This is a genomic window from Microcoleus sp. (assembly GCF_041354475.1).
Classification (GTDB): domain Bacteria; phylum Cyanobacteriota; class Cyanobacteriia; order Cyanobacteriales; family Microcoleaceae; genus Microcoleus.
This window is the reverse complement of the sequence record NZ_JBGJZU010000013.1, coordinates 82,474-102,568: the sequence shown is the minus strand read 5'-3', so window position 1 is coordinate 102,568 and position 20,095 is coordinate 82,474. Positions and strand designations below refer to the sequence as shown.

Here is a 20,095-nt window from a genome sequence, read left to right as displayed (position 1 = left end):
AACCCTCCCCTTGTTAAGGGGAGGGAGTAAGAAATTCACAAATGATTTAGGATTGCTATAGCATTCGTAAAGTTTTTTACCCCACCCCAACCCTCCCCTTGTTAAGGGGAGGGAGTAAGAAATTCACGGCGCGTGATGCGAGGATTGCTATATAAATATTCAAATCATCCTCCCAATCCACTACAATCTTAATATTATTTTGCAATATGTCATTGGCCATTGTGCCAAAAATTATGCGACATTATGCCTAGACAGCACCCGCGATCGCCCTCAACTAAAAAAATTCTAACAGAGAACTCTCGGAGACCTGTCAGAAAAATCAACAATTAGCTTAAAATCTATGCAAAGGTCCACTAATTGAAACAATGAGTCAGACACTGCCAGAACTCCAAACAGAAGTCCGCACCATGCAAGCCGAAATTGCCACCCTGCAAGAGTCGCGGGAAAAACTTTACAAACAGCGCTCGTCCTGCCGCGTCACAGTCAGCTTTCCCAAAAACAATACCCCGGAAGCTATTGCCGAGTTCCACCGACAAAATGCTGCTTTTGGCGAACAATGGTTGCAGCAACTCGAAGAGATTGACCGAGAAATCAGAACTCTGGAAAAGCAATTGCAACAAAAACAGGTTTTATTTGAATATAAACAAGCTGAAATGGACAAAATGCTAGCCCAACAGCACTGGCAAGATATAGAAAATAAAGTTCAAACTGGGGAAAAGCACTTGGAAGCACAAGCCAGGCGGATTAATCAGATAGCAGCCCAGCTAGAAGCGGAAATACGCACTTTCAAAGCGCTATCTGATGAGTTGACTCCCACTTATGCTGAGTGGTTTCAACAACCAAATCAAGTTGTGGAATTTTCGGCAAACACTATCCCTCAAGCAGTTGCTAAAAACAATGGGTTTGTAGTAGAAAGTAAAGATATAAACTGGGAATAACCATCAATATTTTTGATTAAGGTTCTGGGGAGAGTTAACGGGCATAATTTCTCACTCCCCGATCAGTCATGTACATAAAATTTATTTCCTGACAGCCTCAAAATTTTACCTGTTAATGAAACAATTAATTTGGATACTTCTATTTATATTTGCGATTGGAGCTGCCAGTTTGGGTTCCTATTCGTGGCAGCATTTGTCACCAGTAGCCGAAGTTGGGAGGGGAGGCAATATTACGGTTTCCCAAAACCCATCTGCCTCGCCACTTCCGGCTACCAAAAAAGCAGTGGATTTTCCCCAAATTGACCAGTCTCGTTTGTGGAAACACCTGGAAACTTTAGCCGGAGAACGGGATCGAGAGAGCGATCGCTCTTTCACCAGAAATTACATTTCTCAACAACTGCAAATAGTAGGATTCCCCCCCCAATTGCAACCCTTCGAGAGAGGAACTAACATCTTCGCCGAAAGAAAAGGTACAGACTCAACAGCGGGTGCAATTCTCGTCGCCGCCCACTACGATACTGTACTCAAATCACCCGGTGCTGATGATAATGCTACCGGAGTTGCAGTAGCTTTAGAAGTAGCACGACTGCTAGCAGCCCGTCCCACACGTCGGACACTACAAGTGGCATTTTTTGATCGAGAAGAAATCGGACTTTTAGGTAGTTTAGCATTTACCAGTAGTCCGGCGCGGTTAAAAAATTTGCAGGGAGTTGTAGTCTTGGATATGGTGGGTTATGCTTGCCATACTGCCGGATGTCAGCGATATCCCGAAGGGTTGACACCGGAAGCTTTTCTGGAGGCTGCGGGGGTGACTTCTTCCAAAGTAGGTGAGTTTATCGCAGTGATTGGTGATGCGGAACATCCGCAGTTATTGGGTAGTTTTGCGGAGTCGAGAAAAGCAGGTTTACCACCGATAGTGACGCTACCAGTTCCTCTCAAAGGGGTACTGACTCCCGATGTTTTGCGCAGCGATCATGCGCCTTTTTGGTATCAGGGAGTTGGTGCTGTTTTGGTGACAGATACGGCTAATTTGCGATCGCCCCATTATCACCAATCTAGCGATACCCTAGCCACGATCGATCGACCTTTTTTCGCCGGTTCTGCTCAAATCGTTGTCAACGCTACTGCTAAATTATTAGAACTGCTGTAAATAGCGTAGTGCTGCTGCTTGCACTAGGTGTATTTTGTCTATCCATTCTCAACCCCCTGTAAATGCTCGAAAAACCCACCCAAAAAACAGCACGCTCAAGAAAATTACACCAGCAACAATTAACGCCAAACCCAACAGTAAAGCCGCCACAAATAACCAATCAGCTTTTTTCCCAGCAGGTTCAGGGGAACCTAAATGAGCATCCAGCAATTCTATATTTTTGACATTAGCCTTCCAAGCAACATCCAACAAATCTCCAGCCACGGGTACAGTCCCAGCAACTGTATCAAACACGATGTTAGCGGCCATTTTTACTAAAGTCTCTTGTGGCACTCCCATTTGGGCAGATTTAAACACAATATAACCGGCAAAAATGGAACTGATTAAATCACCGCCACCCGGTATCAGTCCCAATATCGGATCGAGTCCAATCCGGTATTTGGTGCCGGGGATGGGAATTGCATTGTCTAGTAAATTGCTGATGCGACGGAGACGGCGCAAGGATGCAACATGGGATTTGTTGGTAGTATTTGGGGATGAATTTTGTATAGGAGAACGGGACATTTAGATTACTCCTGACTTTATTTCTTTGTCCGCGGAGGAGGACGAAAATTTTTGTAGAAGCGATTGCGATAGCCTAATCATATAAAACCCTCTCTTCTCTTCCTTCGCGTCCTTAGCGCCTTCGCGGTTAAATCATTCCGATACAACCGGAATTGGTATCATTTTTCATAACACTGAGAAACCCGGTTTCTATTCAAAACCGGGTTTCCTAATTCTAGCTGATGGCTGTTAGTTTAGCCTGCTATTTGTTGCCTTCAGTGAAGTCGGCATCAATTACATCGTCACCGCCGCCTGTGGGGCCGCCGTCTCCAGGGCCACCAGGGCCACCAGGGCCACCAGGGCCACCTGCTTGCTGGTACAGGTTGCTGCTAACAGCGTAGAATGCTTGTTGCAACTCGGTTGTGAGGGTTTTGATGCGATCGTCATCTTCGGTTGCGATCGCCTCGCGCAAGTCCTTAAGCAGCCCTTCAATCTTAGTTTTGTCAGCAGGGGGAACTTTATCACCCAATTCTGCCAACTGCTTCTCGATTTGATAGGCTTGAGAATCAGCTTGGTTTTTGCGATCGATCCGTTCGCGACGTTCTTTGTCAGCAGCCGCATTGGATTCGGCTTCCTTCACCATGCGCTCAACTTCATTGTTGGGCAAAGTGGAAGCACCAGTAATGCTAATAGATTGCTCCTTACCAGTACCTTTATCTTTAGCAGCTACATTCAAAATACCGTTAGCATCGATATCAAATGTAACTTCAATTTGAGGGACGCCACGGGGAGCTGGGGGTACTCCATCTAAGCGGAATGTTCCCAAATCTTTGTTGTCGTTTGCCATTTCCCGTTCGCCTTGCAAAACGTGAATTTCCACGTTTGTTTGGCCGTCTACAGCAGTCGAGAAAGTTTCTGACTTCTTAGTAGGAATAGTGGTGTTGCGGGGAATGATTTTGGTCATCACGCCGCCCAAGGTTTCGACACCGAGGGACAGGGGAGTAACGTCGAGCAACAGGATGTCTTTGACTTCGCCTGCCAGTACGCCTGCTTGAATGGCGGCACCAACTGCTACCACTTCATCCGGGTTTACCGTTTGGTTGGGGTCTTTGCCGAGGATTTTTTTGACCAGTTCTTGCACGGCTGGAATGCGTGTAGAACCGCCGACTAAGACAACTTCATTAATTGCAGATTTGTCTAGTTTGGCGTCGCGAATTGCGTTTTCTACGGGGATTCGAGAGCGATCGATTAAATCCGAGCAGAGTTCTTCAAATTTGGCGCGGGTCAAGGTGGTGTCCAAGTGTTTTGGCCCGTCTTGAGTCGCGGTAATAAATGGCAAGTTGATTTCTGCTTGGGTAACGCTAGACAGTTCAATCTTGGCTTTTTCTGCTGCTTCTGTCAGGCGTTGCAGTGCTTGTTTGTCTTTGCGGAGGTCAATGCCTTCGGCTCTTTGGAATTCTCCGGCGATGAAATCCACAATTTTTTTGTCGAAGTCGTCACCACCAAGGTGAGTGTCTCCAGAAGTTGCCAATACTTCAAATACACCGTCGCCGACTTCCAGAATCGATACGTCGAAGGTACCGCCACCTAAGTCAAATACGAGGATGGTTTCGTTGCTCTTTTTATCTAACCCGTAGGCTAAAGCTGCTGCTGTAGGTTCGTTGATAATCCGCAGCACTTCAATCCCGGCAATTTTGCCAGCGTCTTTAGTAGCTTGGCGCTGGGAGTCGTTGAAGTAAGCGGGAACGGTAATTACTGCTTGGGTGACAGTTTCGCCTAGATATTTGCTGGCGTCTTCTACCAGTTTGCGCAGAACTTGGGCAGAAATTTCTTCTGGCGCAAATTGCTTGCCGCGGGCGGGACAGTCGAGTTTGAGGCTGTTTCCGACTTTGAGGACTTTATAGGAAACTTCTGTGGTTTCGTGGGTTACTTCGTCAACGCGGCGGCCGATGAACCGTTTTACTGAGTAAAAGGTGTTTTCGGCGTTCATCACGGCTTGACGCTTGGCGATTTGTCCGACAAGTTGATCGCCATTTTTGGTGAATGCTACGACGGAAGGTGTGGTGCGACCCCCTTCAGCGTTGGCAATGACGGTGGGTTTGCCGCCTTCCATAACTGCGACGCAGGAGTTTGTCGTACCTAGGTCAATTCCAACTACTTTTCCCATAGGGGTGTTCCGGCTCCAATCTCTACAAAATTTTGGTTTTCTATCTGTGTGATAGTCTGGTTATTCAGGACTGCGATTTCACCTGGGTAGGTGTACGGATAGTGAGTCCTGCTTTAATACAGTCTTCGATAGGGTGATTATCTCTATACTGCGGGCGGTTAGACCTTGGGATGAAGGCGTGTTTACCGAACCTGTGAGGGACGGTTGCATTCATCGGCTTTGCAGCGCTACAGTTGTTGACTGCTTTTCTTTACTCTTCCTAATGTACGGGGTTTGAGCGATCGGGGTATTGTGGCAAACCGTATAAATTTTGTTGTATTTGCCGTCTTTGTTGATAAATTTTGTGTGGTTGGTAGGGGCGATCGCTTTTTTGGATGGAATAGATCACTTTTTCTGATGCACAATATAAGTAGAATCCGCAACTATCCTGTGACTGTCTTCAGTTGAAACAGCCATAAAAGTTCTAAAAATTCCGTTGCTGTGGTTTTTTCGACTATAGTATTTGAACAGTCAAAATTCACAGGAAGCTACCACGGGAATTGATATCAGTCCCGATCGCTTGATTATTCGACTTCTGCCCTAATTATTGTGGAACAGGCTTTCGGGCCTGTTCTTAACCAGCTTTGTGGGAGATGGCTATTGACCAATCAGCAAAGCACCAGGAAAGTAATTCAGAGCTTCAGCAATTGCTAATTGACCGTTACTTTCTACCATCTGATTTGTAATCGCGTCTTTCCAAACAGACGGCATTTCCTCGGACAATTCTAGCTTCGTATCTTTCCAGACTTTTTCGCCTAGTGGCATTTCTTCTGGCTTGACTATCCCAGTCAAAAACCGAGGAGCAATGACAATAGCTGTCGTATTTTCGTAGCTGCGGGCAAAGGCGATGAGATTATCTTTAAATCTCCCAACTACTTCCAGTGGCTGATAATTACCTGCTTGAAAAACTTTCAAGTATTGTTTTCTGGCTTCGAGAACTCTGGTGGTCAAAAACAACTTAATTCTCGCATCTTCTTTGGTTGATATCAAATCTTCAATCAGTTGCAAAATGTCACTTTGAGCTTGTTGTTTAATTTCCTGCAACACCTGAATTCGGCGCTCAAAATCCACTGGACGGCGGTTATCTGGATCGACATGGCTTAAATCCCAAAATTCCGTACCTTGATAAATATCGGGGACACCAGGAGCGGTGATTTTTAGCAATGTTTGAGATAAGGAATTTAAAATTCCATAATCAGCTACTTTTTTCCAGAAAGGTGCGAATTTTTTGAGGAACTGATTTTGTTCACCAGGTTCGAGAACATGATCGACAAAAGTCATAAAGCCAGTCTCGTATTCGTTATCCGGTCTCAGCCAAGCAGTATGAACTTTGGCTTCGCGGACGGCTTTGATCACATAATCTTTCATGCGGTCAATAAAGTCGGTATTTTCGATTTCTTCAAACGGGAAACTACCGATTAAGGTTTGGTAAAAGAAGTATTCATCATTAGTGTCGGGAACCATACGATTCACCAAGTTGACTTTTTTGGAAGAGTTCAACTCTCTCCAAGATTTGACTTGCTGTTCCCATTCATCGGGGATTTCTGACAGTACGTTAATTCGGGCGCGCACGTCTTCGCCACGCTTGGTATCGTGGGTAGCCGTGGCATTCATTTTGTGCGGCCACACTGCTTGCTGATGTTCGTTGAATTGGTGAAATTCAGTGAGGGAGACACCGAATTGACTGGGGTTTCCTCCCACTTCGTTGAGTGATAACAGTCTGTAATAGACGTATAAAAGTGTGTCTTCAATGCCTTTTGCCATCAAAGGGCCTGTCAACTGCTGGAGTTTCATCACAAAGTGGCGACGCTGTTCTTTTTGTTCTGTTGTTAAGGTTTCTTCTGCTTCCAACAACAGGATTGTTTCGATGAAATTAAGTTCTTTTAGCAGCAGTGGGATTTGTTGTTTGGCTTTGGCGATCGCATCTTTTACATAAGTGCGATCGGACTCTCTCAAGCCTTCTTGATTAATGTAAGTTCGGTAAACTGGAAAAATTGCCAAAATTGCTGACAAGGCTTTTTCCAAGCCGGGGCGAGTAAAGTCATTTCCCTGTCGAGATTGACCGGATATATTTTTCAAAAGTTGAGCGAGATTGTCTACATCTCCCGCCAAGTTTTTCTCAATAATTAGCCTTTTTTTATCTATAAACAACTGTTCGTAGGGGACGCTGAGCCTAGTGAATCTGTAATATATATCGCTAAATTGCTGTTCGCGATCGGACCTACAAAAAACGCCGTTTACGTAATTCAAAAAGTCGTAACCGCTGGTTCCTTCAATGGGCCAGTATGAGGGCAAATCTTCTTTGTGTTCGAGAATTTTTTCCACAGTGATGTAAATATCACCGATTCTGTGCCTCAGCCGTTTTAAATATTCTGTGGGATCGTAAAGTCCGTCGATATGGTCAATTCTCAATCCCGTAAATTTTCCTTCTTCAATCAAGTCGAAGATCAGAGCATGATTTTTATGAAAAACTTTTATATCTTCGACTTTTACCGAAATTAGTTCGTTGACAGTAAAAAATCTGCGGTAGTTAATTTCTTCTGCACCAACTTTCCAAAAAGCCAGACGGTAAAACTGCTCGGACAGCAAATCATCCAGTAGGTTAAAGCTTTCGGGATTCCCCTTTTCTCCATTAAAAAAATTGATATTTTCATCTATAAATTCTTTAACAATCGGATTTTGATTGTAGAGTTCCCACAGCAGTCCTTTGACAAAAGCTATCTGATCGTATCTTTCTTTTCCTTTTGTTTCTGAAGGAATATTCTTAATCAGATAAAGAATTCCCAAAAACTTGATAAAATCAGGATGACGTCTGCCTAATTCGCGGCCTAAATGTCCCAAGTTATGACTGATGAAATTCGCGTAGGATTGTATTTTGACTGGCAATTTTAAGCTATAGTAATTGATGCTTAACCCCAGGTCGTTGTATTTTAGTTGAATTTCGCCATTTTCGAGACACTCTCCATAAAAATTACCAAGCAGCGGAGCCAGCACTCGACCTCTGAGATGTTCGTAACCGTGATCCCATTCAATATCGAAGTAATCGAAATAGTCGGAATCTGGTCCGTGTTCCAATACATCTAACAACAGCAAGTTTTGAGTGTCGTAAGCCATGTGATTTGGGACGATATCTTGCAACCATCCCATTTTTCGGTTGTGGATTTCGTCGGTGAGTGCTTCAAAGTCTTCTGAGGTTCCTAATTCGGGATTGAGCTGATTTGAGTCAACTACATCGTAGCCGTGGCTGCTGCCTTTTCTGGCTTTAAATATTGGTGAAGCGTACAAGTCGGTAATGCCTAATTCTTCTAGATAGCTAACGATTTGTCTGGCGGCTTCAAAGTTAAAGCCTGCATGAAATTGAATCCGATAAGTTGCTGTGGGAATTCGCATCATGTTAATTTTACTCCTAATTTTTTATGGTTTTTTATTTTAAAGAGGAGGCTGAGCCTCCGGGACTGCATTCCCTGGCTGAGCCTGGGAACGAGAGAGACAAGAGAAACAAGAGATAAAGAGGAGGCTGAGCCTCCGGGACTGCATTCCCTGGCTGAGCCTGGGAACGAGAGAAACGAGAGATAAATGGTTTCTAGGAAGAGCCTGAGAACAGATATCTAGAGGCTCTGCCTCCTGTTTTAATCTAATTCATAGAGCGCAAAACTATGGGGTGTGACAATCAATTCTGGGTCAGAAGTTATTTTTTCTGGCAAGGTGGAACCTGGACCCATCCACTTTGCCTCAGCAGAGTCTAAAATCTTTTTCCAATTGCCTTGGGGAAGTGCTGGCTTAAAAGCAACCTGTTGTTCGTTGAAGTTTAGAATGCAGAATATCTGACTGTCATCTGTCCACCGACGTAGAAATAAGATTTTTTCTGCTTCGATGCTGGAAACTTCTAGGCTGGTTTTATCCAGTTTTTTAAGGGCGGGTATGGTGCGCCGCAGTTGAATTAAATGTTGGTGCCATTCCCAGAGAATTTTATGTTTGCCTTTTGTTGGTAGTTCCCAGTTTAACTTGCACTTTTGGAAACTGTCTGGACTCTGGGGGTCTTGAAATTCGCCTCGTCCTTCAAAGACTTTAAATTCTTGTTGTTTGTCTTTGCGAATCGCTTCAATTAAGTTTTCGTCGGAGTGTGAAACGAAGTACAAAAATGGTGCTTCTTCTCCGTATTCTTCTCCCATAAATAGGAAAGGAATGTAGGGAGAAGTTAAGACTGTGCCGGCGGCGAGTTTGAGGGATTCAAAATCAACTATTTTTGAAAGTCTATCTCCCAAAATGCGGTTGCCGATTTGGTCGTGGGTTTGGGAAAATACGACGAATTGATGGGCTGGTACATCCTTGGCAGAACTGCCGTGTTTTCGCTTTCTGTGGGGGGCGTATTGACCGGAGTAAACAAAGCTTTCTCGGTAAGATTTTTCTAATTGTTCGCACTTGCCGAAGTCTTGGTAGTATCGGTCGTTTTCTCCTGTGAGGAGGGCGTGCAGTGCGTGATGGAAATCGTCGCACCACTGGGCATCTAGTCCGAATCCTCCTAGTTCTTTAGGACGCAGAACGCGGGCATCATTTAAGTCGCTTTCTGCTATTAAATAAAGTTGCCGTCCTAGCTGTTGAGAAATGTCGTAGGTGGCATCGGCTATTTCTTGCAAAAACGGTCTGGCAGTTACTTCAAATATTGCTTGAATTGCGTCGAGTCTCAGGCCATCGATGTGATAGTCTCGAAACCAGTATAGGGCGTTTTCCAGAAAGTAGTGGCGGACTCCATCGCTGTAGGCGTCGTCGAAGTTGAGGGGGTCTCCCCAAATTGAGCCGTATTTTGATGTAAAGTATGGGCCGAAGTCACGGAGATAGTTTCCTTCTGGGCCGAGGTGGTTGAAAACTACATCAAGAATTACTGAAATACCTTGTTTGTGGCAGGCGTCGATCAGTTTTTTGAAGCCTTCGGGACCACCGTAGGAGTTTTGGACTGCGTAGGGATATACGCCATCGTAACCCCAATTGCGATCGCCTGGAAATTGGGCGACGGGCATAATTTCTATGGCGTTGATTCCCAGTTCTTTGAGTTGCTTTAGTTGGGGAATTATGGCTTCAAATGTTCCGGCTTCGGTGAATGTGCCGACGTGGAGTTCATAGATGATGGTTTCTGCTAGTGGCACGCCTTGCCAATCTTTATCTGTCCAGGTAAAGGCGCTTTCATCTATGACTTGGGAAGGGGAGTGTACGCCTTGGGGTTGATATTTGGAGGCGGGGTCTGGTCTGTGGATGTTGCCTTCTAGTTGGTAGGTGTAAAGGGTTCCTGGTGGGATATCTGTAGCGGTGGTTTGCCAATATCCGGCGGCGGATTGTTGCATGGGGAGCAGGCGTTTGTCTGGGGAAACAAGTTGAACTGCTACTTGTTTAAGGGTGGGGGCCCAAACAGTAAATTCGCATTGATTGTTGCCAAGGTAGTTTGCTCCTATCTTCATTTTAAGTTCTGTTCCCGATCGCATAGGTTGGCGGTATGAGTGACATACTCCCACATCAAATCTGAGTACAGATTATGATGTGGGCTTCTTAACAGCCCGATGAAGGGTATGTAAGATTTCCTTGATGGTACTGTTATCCATAGAACCAACTATAGAAAGATTCCCACTACGGCGTTTTATACTGGGGAAAATGTCCAACCCCAGTCTTTTTAGGTTAATCGCAGCATTAAGATCGCGATCTACCATCAAAGAATTTTGCTCGTCCCAATACTCTCGAATATTGCAGTCGCTAAAAATGCTATTTTGGCAATAGGTCTGTTGAGCCCCGATCGCCAACCAGCCTGTTTTACAAGTAATATAACTTAAAAGAGTAACAGACAACTAACTTTAGACTGAACCACATTTACAATTTTTGGCTTCGGCTAAATTAGTAGTGGATTCCATTTACATTAAAGCATGAATCTGGTTTGCCCGATCGCTAAATTAGTCCTGTGCCGGGGTGACAATTTTTGCGAAAAATAATGTTTAAAATAGATCTAAAGGTAGATGACAAGTCAGCGAGTGTATTCCTATGGTTATTGCTTTTGGACGGGAAATCTGCTGCAATCTGGACTCGGCGGAGTCTCGCGAATGGTTGGTGACAAACGGGATCGGCGGTTATGCTAGTGGGACGATCGCCAATCTCCTCACCCGCCGCTATCACGGTCTGCTGGTGGCTGCGCTCCAACCCCCGCTGGGACGTACTTTGATGCTGGCCAAACTGGACGAGACGGCGGTGTATCACGATCGCGCCTATCCTCTTTATACAAACCGCTGGGCCGACGGGACGATCGAACCCCACGGCTACAACTACATCGAAAGCTTTCACCTGGAAGGTACGACACCTGTTTGGAGATTTGCGCTGGCGGACGCTATCCTAGAAAAGCGGATTTGGATGCAACAAAGTGCTAACACAACGTATATTCAATATCGTTTGCACCGCGCCTCAAAACCGATCGCCCTGGCTGTCAAGGCCCTGATCGACTATCGCGACTATCACCACACCACGAGCGCCGACGATTGGCAAATCGGTCTAGAAACAGTGGAAAAAGGGATTTGCGCCACTGCTTTTCCGAAAGCTGCACCCCTCTACCTGCTAAGTGATGCCACACCAGAGGCGAAACTCCGAGTTTCTACGCCCTTATACAATTGGCACTACGGATTTGACCTCGCAGCCGAAAGGCGGCGGGGATTGGAGTGTTGTGAGGATCATCTGCACGCAGCGACTTTCCATTTTGCGATCGCACCGGGACAGTCTCTGACTTTAATCGCCAGCACGGACAAAAAACCGCAATTAAACGGGGATACCGCTTTAGAACTCCGTCGCACCTATGACCAAGAATTGCTGCAACCATGGTCAAAAGTGAGAGAAGCTCCCCCTTGGATAAATCACTTAGTGCTAGCAGCCGACCAATTCATTGTCAATCGCCCGGCGCCAGCGGAACGGGACGGGAAAACGATCATCGCTGGCTATCCCTGGTTCAGCGACTGGGGGCGGGATACGATGATTGCTCTACCAGGTCTCACTATGTGTACGGGGCGATCGTCCATTGCTCGATCGATCCTGCGAACTTTTGCGCGGTATGTCGATCGCGGGATGTTGCCAAACCGCTTTCCCGATGCCGGTGGTGCCCCGGAATACAACACCGTAGACGCGACCCTGTGGTACTTTGAAGCAATTCGCGCTTATATCGATGGCATCGGAGACGACGAACTTTTGACCGAACTCTGGCCGACATTATGTGAGATTGTGGATTGGCACATCAAGGGTACTAGGTATAACATCCACCTCGATGCCGAGGACGGTTTGATCTACGCCGGGGAAACGGGGGTGCAACTGACTTGGATGGACGCAAAAATCGGGGATTGGGTGGTGACACCGCGCATTGGTAAGCCGATCGAAATCAGCGCTCTTTGGTACAATGCCATACAAGCAATGGTCAGTTTTGCTCAAAAATTGGGAAAACCTGACTATGAATACCAGAAATTAGCCCGTGGCACAGCAGCCGGATTCACTCGTTTCTGGAACGACAGGAAAGGTTACTGTTACGATGTTCTCGACGGTCCAGACGGACATGATGAGGAACTGCGGCCCAACCAGATATTCGCCGTGTCCCTACCCCTAGACTCAAGTTGTCTGCCATCGCCCAACTCCTTGTCACCAAAAGAGATGGGGGCTAAGCATGGGCCGCGGTATACACCTTTACTCACGCCCGATCGATGTCGGGGCGTGGTAGATGCCTGCGCTCAACAACTTCTGACTTCCGTTGGCCTTCGCAGCCTCTCGCCGGAAGACGCGCAGTATCGGGGCGACTACGGAGGCGATCCATTGCAGCGCGACAGCGCCTATCACCAAGGCACGGTTTGGGGATGGCTGATTGGGCCCTTTGTGTTGGCTCACTTGCAGGTATACAAAGACCCAGCACAAGCTCGCGAATTCCTAGCACCAATGGCACATCATATATTAGCTGGCGGAGTTGGCAGTTTGGGCGAAATTTTTGAGGGGGACGCGCCCCACGCGCCGCGAGGCTGCACCGCACAAGCTTGGACAGTCGCTGAGGTGCTGCGGGCTTGGTTGGCAATTCAGAAGACGGGTAGTTATGGCAGTTGACAGTTGACATTTAACAGTTGACAGTTAACTGTTAACTGTTAACTGTCAACATTTGGTTTAATCGGAGGTTTATGGCATTATTATTGGCTGGTGACATTGGCGGAACTAAGACGATTTTACGCTTAGTGGAAAAGACTGTTGAGGGTGAAATGAAACCTCTTTATGAGTTGCGCTATCCCAGTGGAGAGTTTCCAGATTTAGTGCCGATGGTGCAGCATTTTTTGGCGGAAGCTGCTGTGAAGCTGGACTTGGCACCAGTACCGGAAACAGCTTGTTTTGCGATCGCAGGCCCTGTCCTTAACAATACTGCCAAACTGACGAATTTGCCTTGGCAGCTTGAGGTAAAGCGTCTCGAACAAGAATTAGGAATATCTCACGTTAGTTTAATTAATGATTTTGTCGCCATTGGCTACGGCGTGTCTGGTTTGGATGCGACAGATTTGCACACTTTGCAAGTCGGAAAACTCCGAGAACGCGATCCAATTGCAGTGATTGGTGCGGGTACTGGTTTGGGCAAATGTTTTGCTATTCCCGACACCAATGGGCTCAGAGTTTTTTCTTCCGAAGGGGGACACGGTGACTTTGCACCCCGTTCCGAGTTGGAGTTTCAATTGCTGAAATATTTGTTAGCAAAACACGACATTCCCAGAATATCCATCGAGCGAGTAGTTTCGGGCCAGGGAATTGTGGCAATTTATCAGTTTTTGCGGGACATAAAATTTGCGCCGGAATCAGCGGAGGTAGGGAAAATTATTAAACAATGGGAGTCAGAAATTGGGAAAACTGAAAAAACGGTCGATCCCGGAGCGACAATTGCCAAGGCGGCACTGGAAAAGTGCGATCGACTTTCGGAACAAACTATGCAAATGTTTGTAGAAGCTTACGGCGCTGTGGCGGGAAATATGGGTCTTACCCTTTTACCCTACGGTGGTTTGTACATCGCTGGTGGCATTGCTGCTAAAATTTTGCCACTTATGGAAGAAGGCAGTTTTATGCGGGCGTTTACCCACAAAGGGCGGATGGATTCGCTATTGGAAATGATACCAGTTCACATTGTTTTGAATAGCAATGTAGGGTTGATTGGAGCGGCAGTTTGTGCAGCGGGTCTTTAGGGTATCTTAAGTTTCAACGAGTCTGCTCTTTTGTCCCCCTTCTTCCCCCCTTGGGGGGGGCAGGGGGGGGTTCCCCATTACACGCTCACCTCACCTAACTGAGAAAGGCTATATTATGCAACAACATCAAATTTTATGCGATCGTAAATATCCCTTAAACTAATTTGAAACTTAACCGACTCTAAAATCAACATATCATCCTCGGACTCATACTCAGTTAAAAGCCATTTACCATCCCTTGTTTTAGCAAACTGTTCCAGGTGATAACTGTATTGGTCAATTAGAATATATTCCCGAAGTTCAGGAAGCGATCGATAACACATAAACTTCTCCCCTCTATCGTAATTCTTCGTTGACTTAGACAACACCTCCACAATCAGCAAAGGATTTGTCACAGCAGTGGTATTAGTTCCCACATACACGGGTTCACCTTGCATCACCATTACATCTGGATAAGTGTAGAAACTGTAACGCGGTATCCACAACCGCATATCATTAATAAATACCTCGTAACTCTGTCCGCCGACACTCAAGGGAAATCTTTTATAGAAATTCCCTGCAAGTTTATTGTGATTAGCAGTTCCACCAGGCATCGGTACTATGTCCCCATTTCGATATTCACTTTTGAATTCCGCAGTTTCTTCTAAAGCCAGATATTCCTCGGTCGTATAGTAGCGTTGCTTTGTTTCGGTCAGCATACTATCTTTCTCCTATACAAAATCAGATGACTAATTAGATGATAGCTTGGATTAACTAGACCAAGCAAAATAGAATATCCTTTCTAGTTCTCATAGATCATATAAAATTACTGCATCTTCAAAATCTTCTTAGCCGCAGCTTCAGAAACCGGCATCACCGATAACCGATTGCCTTTCCTCACCACCAAAAGCTCATCTGGACTAAAATATTCCTTCAGTTCATCCAAAGATATTAAATTGGCAAATTCCTCCACAAACTCCACTCTCACAGTTTGCCAGCGAGGCGCTGCGAAGGTGGATTTAGCATCATAATATTCACTATTTGTATCGAACTGAGTTGGATCGGGGATATTAGTTTCAACGACACGCATCAAGCCGACTATTCCCGGTATTTTAGTATTAGAATGGTAAAAAAAGACTAAATCGCCCTGACTCATTTCTCGCATAAAATTCCGAGCTTGATAATTACGAACGCCATCCCAGAGCGAAATCCCATCTGATTTCAAATCAGCAATACTATAAACATCCGGTTCCGACTTCATCAACCAATAATTCATATAATTCCTTCGCTTTGGTTGACCAAAGATTGTTGAATATTGTCTAAACACTGCTGCATAGCTTTTTGCATAAAAACCTGAACCAGCAAAAACCCAACAGGATAGAATACCGGAGAAGTCAGCATAAAGTAAAACTCCCAATCAATCCGAGTTCCCTTTGGTGTAGCAGTGAACTTCCAATCTCCACCACCAGACTCAATCAGTAGAGAAATCGGAAACTTAAAGCCTCTAACCAGTCGGTAGGTTTGTCTTTCAGGCTTTTTGAAACTAATTATTTCTTCATCAATCACCGAACCGTCGGAATTTTCGATACGCCGCACGCCGCCTTCACGCATCTCTCCACTATCTGCCATTTCAGCTTTCATAATTGCCGGAATTAGCCCAAATCCGCGAAAGACTTTTGGCAGATTTGACAGAGATGTCACAAAATCAAAGACTACTTCCGGCGATGCAGCAATTTCTACTAAGGCGTTGGTTTTAACTAACATTTGATTCTCAATTTTTCGGCAACAGATTTATTATTATATAATACTTGCGCCAAGCCTATCATATTATTGGTTTAGGCAATTATTCTCGGTGAGAAAACCTCCTTGTAAGGTGCGTCGCTGTGAGATTTTTCACTTTTCCAAGTAGATGATCGATAGCGACGCACCCTACGGTATTGACTCAGAATATTCTATCTCCCTCCCACTAGCTTCACCTTTTTTTTGCCAGATTTGATATCCGATCGAAGAATTGGAACAAAATATGCTTCCACTTCTGCAAGCACACAGTTAAGATTAAATAAACCAAAATATGCACGCACAAAATTCCCCAATTTAAACTCAAATTTTCCCAAGTGGGCTCGTAAACAGGAGTAGGCTCAAAGGGCTGAGGAAGCGTACTCCCATCGGGCAATTTAGTAGCTGCGGGAACCATGGCATTGACATTCACTAAAGAGCCATAAGCACCCACAGACCAGCGGCTTAACATCAACCAAGAAAATTTACTGGCGGCACCTTCCATCTTAAACAAAACTCCAGAAAATATAATCTGAGGTAGTAATAACAGAGGTAAAGCGCTATTAGCTTGAGAGCCATTTTTGACGATGGCTGAAACCACTAATCCGAGACTGACGCAACTAAGTAAAGTTAGAAAAGTGGTAATACTTACTCCGACTGTCCAGGAAATTAAACTCGGTTCTGGGTGTTTAAAAGCAATCAAAATTACTGCTACCATTAAGATAGTTTGCAATAGGGCTAACCCGGACAGGATTAAAACTTTTGAACCTACATAGGCAAATAATCCTAAATTGACTAAACGTTCGCGGAGATAAATAGCTGATTCTTTGACAATTTCTTGGAGAGAAGTTGCCAATCCTACCCAAATGGCTGCACAGGTAAAGACAAACAAAACTCGCAAGGCTAAAGGTGCTAAAGTTGCTTCCGGTGCGCCTATTAACGGGTCTTTGTCTCTGACTGCAAGCCGCAATAAACTAATGCCGATCGGGGCTGTTAAAAGAGCTAAACTTAAGTTAACGCCGTCGCGGCAAACTAGCTGGAAATAACGTTGAGCAAGTATAACCAGTTGTTGGATAAAAGATACAGATTTTGGCTGGGGAGGGGGGGTAGATTTTTTTTGTGCGGTATTGTCGATGCTGAAATGATTTTCAATGTATTGCTGATAATAGGGAGAATTACTAAACTTATCCGCCCAGCTTTGAACGTTGCTTTCTTCTGTTTCTAGTTCGTTGTAAATGTCGGCAAAATCACCAGTTTTAACATCAAAAAAGTCTAGGGCTATCTTTGGTGGACCGAAGTAACAGAGGCGACCGCCACGACCCATAAATACGATACGATCGCACATGGTGATATTTGCTGTGGCGTGAGTGACTAAAATCACCGTCCGACCTTGACTTGCCAACTTTCGCAACAGTTGCATCATCTTTTTATCCAAACCGGGGTCTAGTCCTGATGTCGGTTCGTCTAAGAAGAAGAGTTTCGGGTTGGCTAACAGTTCGACTCCGATACTAACCCGTTTGCGCTGTCCGCCACTAAGTTCTTTGACTAAAGCCTTGCTGCGGTGAGTCATTTCAATATCTTCTAAGGTTTTTGCGACTACTTGCTTAACATTTGTATCGGGTGGTAGACGTAGTTTAGCTGCATAGGTTAATACTTCTTCTACTTTTAAATCGGCGTGGATAATATCATCTTGAGGGACGTAACCAATTTGATTGCGATAAATATTGAAGTTTTTTCTGAGGTCATCGCCGTTGATATAAACGACACCGCTAGTAGTTTTTTCAATTCCTAATAGTGTCCGCATTAAAGTAGATTTTCCCGCGCCGCTACCGCCTACTAAGGCGACAAATTGCCCTGGTTCGATCGCTAATTTGATCCGCCTTAAACGCTTGGGAATCACCAGACAGTCAGCATCCAAACGAATTTGATTGCCGGAGTCTTGCATCTCCAACTCGCCATTGTGGTAAATTAGAGTAAACGGACCGATCCGAATGGCATCTCCCTCGGACAATTGTAGAGAATTTGTGACTCGCTGACCGTTAACAAACACGCCGTTGGCGCTGTGGTCTCGCAAAATATAATTACCGCGACTGTCTTGGTCAATGGTGGCGTGGCGTCTGGACACAAGGGGGGAGTCTAATTGCAGTGCTGCATTCGGATCGCGACCCAACAATACAGACCGATTTTTGAGGGAAATTGACTGTTTGTTTGATGCTACAACTTGATTTGCAGTGGGGTTAAAATATGTCAGTAAAACTTGATTTTTTGGGTCGAGACCGATTTTAATTTCTGTACCATTTTTCAGACAATAACCGTCGTTGGGAGTGATGCGCGTGCGATCGACAAATAGGCCATTAGTGCTTGGCTGTTGACCGTTACCGTCGTAAATCCAGTAATTATCACCTACTTGGCGCAAAACAGCGTGAACGCTGGAAACTGCGCGCCAGAGTTCAGGTACGATTAAATCGGCACGAGTGCGATCGCGCCCCAATACGTGTTGCTGCTGTGTCAACTCAAACTGTAAAACTTGGCCTTGACTATTTAAGACTAAATATGGTCGATTGCTTAAAGCTGTGGGTTGTCCTATACTGCCTGTCATACTTCAATCGCGTTTGTGAGACTCACTTTGTTAGCATATCAAAAGGTGGACAACTATAAACTTATATTAATTTTGTAGTCAAGACTTCAGTCCTTTCTCGGATTTTTGAGACAGTTTTAGACTAAATTATCGCAATTGGTAAGGTGCTCTACTATCGATAACGACAAAAAAAATGTTTACAAAACTCACATTATGCACCAATATTTTTAATATTTTAGTTCAAGAATAGATGTTTCCCAAACAGATATTCCACAACAGGCTCGACAGTCTGTTCCACAGGAATTATGGGGGATGTGCCATCGAACTCTTTTCGGACTTACCCAGAGTTGAGAAGCTGGGTTGTCTGTGAACCCGGTTTCTTTGGTCCTATTCCATAGGTCCTATTATTTCTCGATGCTAGCGGAGGGAGTAGCTCAAGCCGCGCGATCCTGCTACGATCGAATTAGTTAACAAAACTTTGCATAACTGCCGTGACTACACAACAGCTAGTATCAGCCAACAGCTTAGAAAAATTAATTTGGACATGGCGCGGCCACAAAATTCAATATACAGTCCAAGGAACAGGCCGCCCTCTCATCTTAATTCACGGCTTTGGAGCTTCGATCGGACATTGGAGAAACAACATCCCCGCCCTGGCTGCTGGTGGCTACCGAGTATTCGCCCTAGACTTGCTGGGATTCGGTGCTTCTGCTAAGCCAGCTCTAGATTACAGCCTAGAGTTGTGGGAAGAATTGCTGACAGATTTTTGGACGGAGTTGGTACAGGAACCGGCGGTGTTTGTCGGGAATTCCATCGGCGCTTTGCTGAGTTTGATGGTAGTCGCCAATCATCCCGAAATATCCGCCGGCGGAGTCTTGATTAATTGTGCTGGCGGGCTCAACCACCGTCCCCAAGAACTTAACTTTGTTCTGGGATTGGTGATGGGGACTTTTGCTAAATTAGTTCGATCGCCCATTTTTGGCCCATTGCTATTCCACAACATCCGCCAAAAACACCGCATCCGCAACACCCTGCGCCAAGTCTACGGGAACCAGGAAGCCATTACGGAGGAACTTGTAGAACTCCTCCACGCCCCCTCCTGCGATCCGGGAGCCCAACAGGTTTTTGCGTCGATTCTGACAGCCCCCGCAGGCCCTCAACCGTCGGAATTGCTGCCCAAAGTCGATCGCCCGTTATTGGTACTTTGGGGTGCAGATGACCCCTGGACTCCGATCGCAGGTAGTAAAATCTATCAGGATTTGGCCGATAATGGGCGATCGGTCAAATTTGTTTCGATTCCCAACACAGGGCACTGTCCCCACGACGAACGCCCCACTCAAGTGAATGCTCTGATTTTGGACTGGATGGCCCAGTTGAATTGATGAGTATCCTCAGCATCCCGATCCTTTGTGCCGAAGGCTTTCAAGGCTGATGTTTCCGCTGTTAGAAGACTTGCCAAAAAAATTTTTGTAAAAAGTCTTGACAGGGTTGGCTGAGTCGGCTAGAGTAATGGACGTGTGAGGAGCGAACCAGAAAAAGCACCGAGACGAAACACGGCCAGTCGTCGGTGCTTTTTCTGTTGAAACCATTTTTTTTAAGTTTTAAATTATCAAAAGCTGTTAATAGTTGGGTTGCTGGTTATGTGACTGAGGCGATCGCATTGGGCGTTGATGCTGGTAGGGCGATCGACCAACCAAAAACCTAGGTCAT

Annotated in this window: 15 protein-coding genes; 6 read left to right on the top strand and 9 right to left on the bottom strand. The window is 45.4% G+C overall.

Going from position 1 to position 20,095, the window contains the following annotated elements:
- The first annotated feature begins 365 nt into the window (after positions 1-365).
- Positions 366-938, top strand: coding sequence for a hypothetical protein (locus tag ACBR23_RS07615; RefSeq protein ID WP_341736172.1), 573 nt, complete (start codon positions 366-368; stop codon positions 936-938).
- Between the two features lie 115 nt (positions 939-1,053).
- Positions 1,054-2,088 (top strand): M28 family peptidase, encoded by a 1,035-nt coding sequence (locus tag ACBR23_RS07610; RefSeq protein WP_371119288.1) that lies wholly within the window; start codon positions 1,054-1,056, stop codon positions 2,086-2,088.
- A 48-nt stretch (positions 2,089-2,136) separates the two neighbouring features.
- Here the strand turns inward: ACBR23_RS07610 and ACBR23_RS07605 are convergent, their stop codons facing one another.
- The 5 genes from ACBR23_RS07605 to ACBR23_RS07585 all read right to left on the bottom strand — a co-directional run bounded on the left by ACBR23_RS07605 (position 2,137) and on the right by ACBR23_RS07585 (position 10,671).
- On the bottom strand, positions 2,137-2,652 hold the full coding sequence (locus tag ACBR23_RS07605; RefSeq protein WP_371119289.1) for a DUF4112 domain-containing protein: 516 nt from the start codon (positions 2,650-2,652) through the stop codon (positions 2,137-2,139).
- A 241-nt stretch (positions 2,653-2,893) separates the two neighbouring features.
- A complete protein-coding gene (dnaK, locus tag ACBR23_RS07600; protein WP_371115123.1) occupies positions 2,894-4,798 on the bottom strand; it encodes a molecular chaperone DnaK in 1,905 nt (634 codons plus the stop codon).
- Between the two features lie 636 nt (positions 4,799-5,434).
- Positions 5,435-8,227 carry a malto-oligosyltrehalose synthase gene (treY, locus tag ACBR23_RS07595; protein ID WP_371119333.1) on the bottom strand — a complete coding sequence of 931 codons (2,793 nt, stop codon included), beginning with the start codon at positions 8,225-8,227 and terminating at the stop codon, positions 5,435-5,437.
- 239 nt (positions 8,228-8,466) lie between these two features.
- On the bottom strand, positions 8,467-10,290 hold the full coding sequence (gene treZ / locus ACBR23_RS07590; RefSeq protein ID WP_371119290.1) for a malto-oligosyltrehalose trehalohydrolase: 1,824 nt from the start codon (positions 10,288-10,290) through the stop codon (positions 8,467-8,469).
- Between the two features lie 72 nt (positions 10,291-10,362).
- Entirely contained in the window at positions 10,363-10,671 is a 309-nt protein-coding gene (locus ACBR23_RS07585; protein WP_371119291.1) for a hypothetical protein, read from the bottom strand.
- Positions 10,672-10,861: 190 nt separating this feature from the next.
- On the opposite strand from ACBR23_RS07585, the gene ACBR23_RS07580 reads away from it, so the two are divergent.
- Positions 10,862-12,940 carry an amylo-alpha-1,6-glucosidase gene (locus ACBR23_RS07580; protein ID WP_371115129.1) on the top strand — a complete coding sequence of 693 codons (2,079 nt, stop codon included), beginning with the start codon at positions 10,862-10,864 and terminating at the stop codon, positions 12,938-12,940.
- 71 nt (positions 12,941-13,011) lie between these two features.
- Positions 13,012-14,052 (top strand): glucokinase, encoded by a 1,041-nt coding sequence (locus ACBR23_RS07575; protein ID WP_371119292.1) that lies wholly within the window; start codon positions 13,012-13,014, stop codon positions 14,050-14,052.
- A gap of 113 nt (positions 14,053-14,165) precedes the next feature.
- On the opposite strand, the gene ACBR23_RS07570 is transcribed toward ACBR23_RS07575, so the two are convergent.
- From ACBR23_RS07570 to ACBR23_RS07555, 4 genes are all read right to left on the bottom strand, one after another.
- A complete protein-coding gene (locus tag ACBR23_RS07570; RefSeq protein WP_371119293.1) occupies positions 14,166-14,750 on the bottom strand; it encodes a Uma2 family endonuclease in 585 nt (194 codons plus the stop codon).
- A 107-nt stretch (positions 14,751-14,857) separates the two neighbouring features.
- A complete protein-coding gene (locus ACBR23_RS07565; protein WP_371119294.1) occupies positions 14,858-15,307 on the bottom strand; it encodes an EVE domain-containing protein in 450 nt (149 codons plus the stop codon).
- Positions 15,304-15,795, bottom strand: coding sequence for an SRPBCC family protein (locus ACBR23_RS07560; protein ID WP_371119295.1), 492 nt, complete (start codon positions 15,793-15,795; stop codon positions 15,304-15,306). The genes ACBR23_RS07565 and ACBR23_RS07560 overlap by 4 nt, the downstream gene beginning before the upstream one ends.
- 208 nt (positions 15,796-16,003) lie before the next feature.
- A complete protein-coding gene (locus ACBR23_RS07555; RefSeq protein WP_371119296.1) occupies positions 16,004-18,406 on the bottom strand; it encodes an FHA domain-containing protein in 2,403 nt (800 codons plus the stop codon).
- Positions 18,407-18,876: 470 nt separating this feature from the next.
- Here ACBR23_RS07555 and ACBR23_RS07550 point away from each other — a divergent pair, with 470 nt between their 5' ends.
- Positions 18,877-19,767, top strand: coding sequence for an alpha/beta fold hydrolase (locus ACBR23_RS07550; protein WP_371119297.1), 891 nt, complete (start codon positions 18,877-18,879; stop codon positions 19,765-19,767).
- A gap of 197 nt (positions 19,768-19,964) precedes the next feature.
- On the top strand, positions 19,965-20,090 hold the full coding sequence (locus ACBR23_RS07545) for a hypothetical protein (protein WP_371119298.1): 126 nt from the start codon (positions 19,965-19,967) through the stop codon (positions 20,088-20,090).
- The last annotated feature ends 5 nt before the right edge of the window (positions 20,091-20,095 follow it).

Coding starts and splice junctions, on each gene's coding strand:
- ACBR23_RS07555 (WP_371119296.1), bottom strand. CDS start 18,406: ATGACAGGCAGTATAGGACAACCCACAGCTTTAAGCAATCGACCATAT.
- treZ (WP_371119290.1), bottom strand. CDS start 10,290: ATGAAGATAGGAGCAAACTACCTTGGCAACAATCAATGCGAATTTACT.
- treY (WP_371119333.1), bottom strand. CDS start 8,227: ATGCGAATTCCCACAGCAACTTATCGGATTCAATTTCATGCAGGCTTT.
- dnaK (WP_371115123.1), bottom strand. CDS start 4,798: ATGGGAAAAGTAGTTGGAATTGACCTAGGTACGACAAACTCCTGCGTC.
- ACBR23_RS07580 (WP_371115129.1), top strand. CDS start 10,862: ATGGTTATTGCTTTTGGACGGGAAATCTGCTGCAATCTGGACTCGGCG.
- ACBR23_RS07560 (WP_371119295.1), bottom strand. CDS start 15,795: ATGTTAGTTAAAACCAACGCCTTAGTAGAAATTGCTGCATCGCCGGAA.
- ACBR23_RS07565 (WP_371119294.1), bottom strand. CDS start 15,307: ATGAATTATTGGTTGATGAAGTCGGAACCGGATGTTTATAGTATTGCT.
- ACBR23_RS07615 (WP_341736172.1), top strand. CDS start 366: ATGAGTCAGACACTGCCAGAACTCCAAACAGAAGTCCGCACCATGCAA.
- ACBR23_RS07575 (WP_371119292.1), top strand. CDS start 13,012: ATGGCATTATTATTGGCTGGTGACATTGGCGGAACTAAGACGATTTTA.
- ACBR23_RS07570 (WP_371119293.1), bottom strand. CDS start 14,750: ATGCTGACCGAAACAAAGCAACGCTACTATACGACCGAGGAATATCTG.
- ACBR23_RS07605 (WP_371119289.1), bottom strand. CDS start 2,652: ATGTCCCGTTCTCCTATACAAAATTCATCCCCAAATACTACCAACAAA.
- ACBR23_RS07610 (WP_371119288.1), top strand. CDS start 1,054: ATGAAACAATTAATTTGGATACTTCTATTTATATTTGCGATTGGAGCT.